Genomic DNA, 6,526 nt, shown 5'->3' on the forward strand with positions numbered 1-6,526 from the left:
AGCCGTGTCGTGCGTCGGCTCGACCTGCTCTTCGTTCATGTCCTGCAGTGTCATGCGTCCCTATTCCGATCCCGCCCACAGCAGTGGGCGTGTCACGGACCAGAAACACCGAAACTGCGATAGTCCCGCCATCCCGGGGGTCAATTTCCAGTCGGCACTGAAGGGTCAATTTTCAGTCGGCGTTGACACCTAGTTCGTGGTCGGCGAGTTCGTCGACGTTAAGGTCGGCGAGTTCGCTACGGCGTAGAGCCGCGACGAATCCGACCAGGAGCAGGGCCCGGTCGCGTAACCCTCCCAGGTCGGTTTCAGGGTTGGCGATGGTTCGTTTAGTTGACCAGGTGGTGGGGCACGAGTCCAGGACGTCGAATAGGACCGGTGGGTGCAGTGGAGTGGATTGGTCTGGGGGAGTGGCCAGTTGGCGGCGGATGCCTTCCCAGACGGTGACGACGCGGGCGTTGAGGGTGGGGTCGGGCAGGTCGTGCATCCGATGGGCGAATTTGATCGCCGACAGCCGCCGGGAGATGGTGCCGACCTTGGCGCCGGCGGTGGCCAGCTGGGTCAGGTAGCCAGTGATCGCGGCCGGGTCCGCTGGCAGCGATGAGCGACCATGTTGGGTGCACCAGGTGGTGAATTCGGCCCAGTCGGCTCGGTAGCCGCGCAACGTGTTGGGTGCCCAGGCCGCAGCGGCGTAGCCGGCCTCGGCCGCGGACAGCTGCTCCTGGTCGCCGGCGGCGAGCTCACCGAGGGCAACGGGCGGCTGGTCGGGCTGGACAATACTCACCGGTGCATCATCGCGCGAGCAGCCGCCCAGGGCGGTAGTGACGCGGGATTCTGTTCAATTATCCCGTGTAATAGGTGGATACAGACCACAACAGATGTCACCGACACGGAGGGGTGCAAAAAGGGGCTTCTCAGATGAGGGTGTAGGTCGGCCGGGCGCGTCGGTCCGCAGATAGACGTCGAGGTCGCCCGACGATGGAGGTTCCTACGCCATCCATCCGAAAGACCTCGAAGTGACCGACGCTACCCCGCCGGCCGGCTTCGGCCGCCCTGACCTGACCGCCTTCGCGTCTCATCTCAATCGACCCTGATCGAGTCTGCTGACCCCCTCGACGAGAACGCAGCGACATCACAGCCACCCAACCCCGACCGTCCGGGAAGCCGGGACACGTCACATGGCCTGTGCTGCGGGCGTGTCGAGTGGGTCGTCCAGGGGCGACGCAGGAGCGTCGACGCGACGTGCTGAGAGGTGGTTCCAGTCGAGCACTAGGACACCGGCTACAGGCATGGCGATAGGTCAGGAACGGCGTCGCTCCCTACGCAGGAGGGAGCGCAGAGTCTCGGCGTTCGCGTAGCCGACCCGTAGCGCGATCTCGGCGGAGGTGAGGTCCGTGGTTGCTGAGAGGTGCCGAGCTCGTTCGATGCGAAGCCGTTGGACGAAGCCGAGCGGAGTGAGGTTGAGCGCCGCACGGACTCGTCGTTCGAGGGTGCGCCGGCTGGTGCCGAGCGACTGCGCGACGAAGGCGACGTTGAACGGTTCGTCCAGGCGGGCGCGCACGAAGCGTTCGAACTCGACGACGATCGGGTCTTCGTGCCGGAGATGTTCGTAGGCGACGAAGGCCGCCTGCGACGGACGCTCGTCGATGATGAGGAGCTTGGCGACATGTTGGGCCAGGTCGGGGCTGATCGATCGCACGAGTGAGAGCGCGAGGTCGATGTGGGCGAACGCGGCGCCGGCGGTGACGAGGTTCCCGTCGACCACGACCATGGTGTCGAGATCGAGGGCGACGGTCGGATAGCGCTTCAGGAACTCCGGCCCCAGGAACCAGCTGGTCGTCGCCCGCCGATGATGCATCCGTCCGGTCTCGGCGACAGCGAACACGCCGGTGCACGCCGCGGCGATCCGGGTGGTCGCGTCGTCGAGACGCCCGAGCGAGGCGATGACCGAACGAGCATCTCGGCTCTGGAGGGCGTCGTTGGTAGCGGCGGCCGTGAGGGTTCCAAGCGCAGGGACGACGACCACGTCGAACTCTGCGGACTCCGACAGCGGGTGGTCCACCGACAGGGTCATCGATGCTGTCGTGGTCACTCGCCGTTTCGGTCCGAGGATGGCGAGTTCGATCGGGTCGATCCGCGGGTCGACATCGCCGCGGGCTGCGTCGGCCACCCGCATGATGTCGATGACCGACGCGACCGCCGAACCGAAGCAGCCGTCGATCGCGATCAGTCCGATACGCATGGCGTGAACAATAGCAATACTGTCGTATACGCCACTTCTCACCGGCCCTTGCTCGTCATACGCTGAACTCGCTTCATCAAGAAACCTCGACACCTAGGAGAACCCCTCATGTCCACACCCGCATCACTTCCGTATGCCTTCGTCGCCAAGATCGTCGCGGCCGATGGACAGCACGACGCGCTCGCCGATCTGCTCGCTGGCGCTGTCGCGCTCGCCAACGAAGAAGTAGGAACGATTGTCTGGTTCGCGGTCAGGACCCACGCCGACACCTTCTGGATCTTCGATGCATTCCCCGACGAGGCCGCTCGCGACGCCCACGCCAACGGCGCCATCGTCGCAGCCCTGATGGCCAACCAGCACCTCCTCGGCGCAGCACCCGAGATCCTGGCGGCCGACGTCCTCGCGTCCAAGCTCCCGTAGTCCGCCAACGCACGAGACGATCGCGCCCCGCCGAGCCGTCGCCAGGTCGCGACGCAACGCCACGCTGCGTTGCCGAGCGGTGCGAGGCCTATCGGCACACGGACAGGATGCCGGCCGCGAGCGCTCAGCCGGCGAGGGGTCCGTCGCAGAGGAGAGCGACGTCGGTGTCGGGCAGAGCCGTGAGGCCAGCGCATCGCGCGACCACCAGAAGCGAACCGCCCCTGCCCTGCGTTTCCGCAGGTCAGGGGCTGTTCGCCGGAGCCGCCTGTCGGAATCGAACCGACGACCTAATCACGTCGGCTTTGCGTCTACCGCTTGATGCGCCCACTGGGCGAACGAGCCGCTGACCTGCGCAAACGCCGAGCGTGGGGGACGCCGCCATCCGGTGGTGACCGACGACGACCGACCAGTACCGACCGTTTCACCGGAGCTTGCGGCGGCGTCGAAGCCGAGCAAGCTCCATTCCTTTAGCTCACCGCGCCCTCCTCCTCGCCGGTCCCGTCGTCGTCGAAGACGTTTCAGGGGGCTTCTCAGATGAGGGTGAAGGTCGGCCGGGCGCGTCGGTCCGCAGATAGACGTCGAGGTCTCCCGACGACGGAGGTTCCTACGCCATCCATCCGAAAGACCTCGACGTGACCGACGCTACCCCGCCGGCCGGCTTCGGCCGCCCTGACCTGACCGCCTTCGCTCGACTCGACGGCCTCGGTCTGAGCGTGACTGGACAACGACTTGAACCGGATCGTGCGGTCCTCGCGTGCCGCGTGGTGGAACCAGATCAGTGGTGCCGACGGTGCGGCAGCGAAGGCGCTGCTCGTGACACCGTGATCCGGCGGTTGGCCCACGAGCCGCTGGGCTGGCGACCGACCGTGCTGGAAGTTGTAGTGCGCCGCTACCGCTGTGCCGACTGCGGACACGTGTGGCGCCAAGACACCAGCGCCGCGGGGGAGCCACGCGCGAAGCTCTCGCGCACCGGGCTGCGGTGGGCGCTGGAAGGGATCGTGGTCGCACACCTCACCGTCGCCCGTGTCGCCGAGGGACTCGGGGTCGCGTGGGACACCGCCAACAACGCGGTCCTGGCTGAGGGCAAGCGGCTGCTGATCAACGACCCCACGCGGTTTGAGGGCGTGAAGGTCATTGGCGTCGATGAGCACGTCTGGCGCCACACCAGGCGTGGCGACAAGTACGTCACCGTGATCATCGACCTCACCCCGGTCCGCGATGGCGCCGGCCCAGCAAGGCTGCTGGACATGGTCGAGGGCCGGTCGAAGGCGGCGTTCAAGACCTGGCTCGCCGACCGCGACGACGCCTTCCGTGACGCGGTCGAGGTGGTCGCGATGGACGGCTTCACCGGGTTCAAGACCGCCGCTGCAGAGGAGATCCCGGACGCGGTCACGGTGATGGATCCCTTCCACGTCGTGCGGCTGGCCGGTGACGCCCTCGACAGGTGCCGGCGCCGGGTCCAACTCGCGATCCACGGGCACCGTGGGTTCAGGGACGACCCGCTCTACAAGTCGCGGCGCACGCTGCACACCGGCGCGGACCTGCTCACCGACAAGCAGAGCGACAGGCTACGCGCGCTGTTCGTTGATGACGCTCACGTCGAGGTCGAGGCGACCTGGGGTGTCTACCAGCGCATGATCGCCGCCTATCGCCACGAGGACCGGCAACGTGGTCGCGAGCTCATGGAGAAGCTGATCACCGACCTCAGCGCCGGCGTCCCCAAGGTGCTCACCGAGCTCACCACCCTGGGCCGGACCCTGAAGAAGCGAGCCGCTGACGTGCTCGCCTACTTCGAACGACCCGGCACCAGCAACGGGCCGACCGAGGCGCTCAACGGACGGCTCGAACACCTGCGCGGCTCCGCACTCGGGTTCCGCAACCTGACCAACTACATCGCCCGAAGCCTGCTCGAGACCGGCGGCTTCAGACCCCAACTCCTACACCCCCGATTGGGATGAGCCTGCAAAAACCTTCGTTTGCGCTACATGCGTGAGTGGGGTCCTCAACCGTTTTGGTTGAGGACCCCACTCACGGGATGCGGCTTGTCAGTTCTTGATCATGCCGTGCGGGTCGATGATGTACTTCTCGTCCGAACCCTCGTTGAACTTCACGTATGCGTCAGGGGCCTCGTCGAGGCTGATGACCTTGGTGTTGAGCATGTCGCTCAGGTAGGGCATGCGGTCCCACAGGATGGCCATCATGAGTTCACGGTTGTAATGCATGATCGGCGCCTGGCCCGCGGAGATGCGGGGCGACTTGATCCATACCTTGCCGAAGTCGAGCGGGAAGGTGCCTTCCTTGCCTTCCTGCGTCGGCGCGAGCGGGTCGGGCCCGTAGACACCGATGACGCCCGTGGCGCCGCCGGCTCGGGTTGCGTCCATGACCTGGTTGATCGCGGCCTGCGGCATGAGCTTGTCCGCGTCGGAACCGATGCCGTGAGCTTCGGCTCCGACGTAGTCGACGGCGCTGTCGACCATCGGCTCACCGAGGATGGCCTCGATCTGGTCGGTCAGGGGCACGTCCTTGGACAGGTCGATGGTCTCGCAGCCGTTGCGCTTGACGAGGTCGAGTCGCTTCTGGTCGTAGTCGCCGACGATGATGCACGACGCGCCGAGCAGGCGGGCCGCAGCAGCGCCGCAGCGTCCGACGGGGCCAGCGCCGGCGATGTACACGGTGGAGCCCGGCTTGGCGCCGGCTTCCATGAGACCGTGGAATGCGGTGGGGAGGATGTCCGACAGTAGCGCCAGGTCGCGGATCTTCTCCATGGCCTGGTCCTTATCGGGGAAGCGCAAGAGCTGGAAGTCAGCGTAGGGCACGAACATGTACTCGGCCTGGCCGCCGTCCCAGTTACCCAGGTTGAAGCCGTAGGCGGCGCAGGAGGCGTCGGGGTTCGTCGTCTCGCACACCTCGGTGTGGCGGGCGCGGCAGTTGCGGCAGCGGCCGCAGGCGACGTTGAAGGGGACGGAGACGAGGTCGCCCTCGGACAGGAACTCGACGTCAGGGCCGACCTCCACGACCTGCCCAGTCATCTCGTGACCCATGAGCATGCCCTCGGGCGCCGCGAACGAACCGCGGTAGATGTGCAGGTCGGACCCGCAGATGTTCGTTGCGACGAGCTTGAGGATGACGCCGTGGGGGGCCTTCTGGCCGTTCGGCATCTCGAGCTTGGGGTAATCGACGGTGTCGACTCGCATGTCTTCGGTACCGTGGAACACCACGGCGCGGTTACCAGTTGCCATGTCCTTCACTCCTTCGACCGCCCCAGCTAGCGGCCCATCGAGGGCCCCGTGGATTACGGGTCTGCCTGTAGCTAACCAGAGTGCGGTTGTATGTTCCAGGCTGAGGCAACCGCGTCGGGGCATCCATCTCGCGAGTCGGCGGGTGCGCACGGGCACTCATATTGGCCAGTCTCGAGGTTGCGAAAACAGTCGTTTGAGCCACAGTGCATAACTCCGTAAAGGCCGCACCCACCCTAAGGTGCCTCAACTCCTTCATGCTGATTGCAGGACGAGGGTGGAGAGGGGGTGAAACGACATGGCGAACAGCATCGAGACCTACCATGAAGGCGGCCAGTGGAAGAACCGGCCCCAGGGGAACAGCCGCGCCAGCAACACGCACGAGACCAAGGCGGCCGCTCAGAGCGTGGGGCGCGAGATGGCCAAGGATCGAGGAGCTGAACACATCATCAAGAAGATGGACGGCACCATCGGAGAGCGCAACTCCTATGGGAACGATCCGCACCCGTCACAGGCCGTTTGACCTGCGAAAACGGCCGCGCTAGCCTCGAGATTTCATCGGGTGTCGGTGTCGACGGCCGTGTTGTGAACTGAAAAGTGCTCCTGACCTGGGACGATAGGTGTTGCGACC

6 protein-coding genes are annotated in these 6,526 nt (G+C 65.8%); 3 read left to right on the plus strand and 3 right to left on the minus strand.

Features of this window, described 5'->3' with window-relative positions:
* Positions 1-172: 172 nt before the first annotated feature.
* Both AZH51_RS05395 and AZH51_RS05400 read right to left on the minus strand, forming a co-directional pair.
* A complete protein-coding gene (locus tag AZH51_RS05395; protein WP_291522111.1) occupies positions 173-781 on the minus strand; it encodes a site-specific integrase in 609 nt (202 codons plus the stop codon).
* 516 nt (positions 782-1,297) lie between these two features.
* Positions 1,298-2,239, minus strand: a complete 942-nt coding sequence (locus AZH51_RS05400) for a GlxA family transcriptional regulator (protein WP_291522113.1) — start codon at positions 2,237-2,239, stop codon at positions 1,298-1,300.
* A gap of 108 nt (positions 2,240-2,347) precedes the next feature.
* Here AZH51_RS05400 and AZH51_RS05405 point away from each other — a divergent pair, with 108 nt between their 5' ends.
* Positions 2,348-2,659 carry a putative quinol monooxygenase gene (locus AZH51_RS05405; RefSeq protein WP_003941073.1) on the plus strand — a complete coding sequence of 104 codons (312 nt, stop codon included), beginning with the start codon at positions 2,348-2,350 and terminating at the stop codon, positions 2,657-2,659.
* Between the two features lie 632 nt (positions 2,660-3,291).
* Positions 3,292-4,617 carry an ISL3-like element ISPfr2 family transposase gene (locus AZH51_RS05410; protein WP_291522150.1) on the plus strand — a complete coding sequence of 442 codons (1,326 nt, stop codon included), beginning with the start codon at positions 3,292-3,294 and terminating at the stop codon, positions 4,615-4,617.
* 87 nt (positions 4,618-4,704) lie between these two features.
* Here AZH51_RS05410 and AZH51_RS05415 read toward each other — a convergent pair whose 3' ends face one another.
* A complete protein-coding gene (locus AZH51_RS05415) occupies positions 4,705-5,898 on the minus strand; it encodes an alcohol dehydrogenase catalytic domain-containing protein (protein ID WP_291522152.1) in 1,194 nt (397 codons plus the stop codon).
* Between the two features lie 295 nt (positions 5,899-6,193).
* Between AZH51_RS05415 and AZH51_RS05420 the strand changes: the two genes are divergently transcribed.
* Complete coding sequence (locus tag AZH51_RS05420; RefSeq protein ID WP_291522154.1) at positions 6,194-6,418, plus strand: DUF2188 domain-containing protein; 225 nt, start codon at positions 6,194-6,196, stop codon at positions 6,416-6,418.
* Positions 6,419-6,526 lie beyond the last annotated feature (108 nt).

Source organism: Branchiibius sp. NY16-3462-2, assembly GCF_001594145.1.
Lineage (GTDB): Bacteria > Actinomycetota > Actinomycetes > Actinomycetales > Dermatophilaceae > Branchiibius.

What these genes read in the sequence shown, in the direction of transcription:
- AZH51_RS05400 (WP_291522113.1), bottom strand. Translation starts at nt 2,239, where the DNA reads ATGCGTATCGGACTGATCGCGATCGACGGCTGCTTCGGTTCGGCGGTC.
- AZH51_RS05405 (WP_003941073.1), top strand. Translation starts at nt 2,348, where the DNA reads ATGTCCACACCCGCATCACTTCCGTATGCCTTCGTCGCCAAGATCGTC.
- AZH51_RS05415 (WP_291522152.1), bottom strand. Translation starts at nt 5,898, where the DNA reads ATGGCAACTGGTAACCGCGCCGTGGTGTTCCACGGTACCGAAGACATG.
- AZH51_RS05420 (WP_291522154.1), top strand. Translation starts at nt 6,194, where the DNA reads ATGGCGAACAGCATCGAGACCTACCATGAAGGCGGCCAGTGGAAGAAC.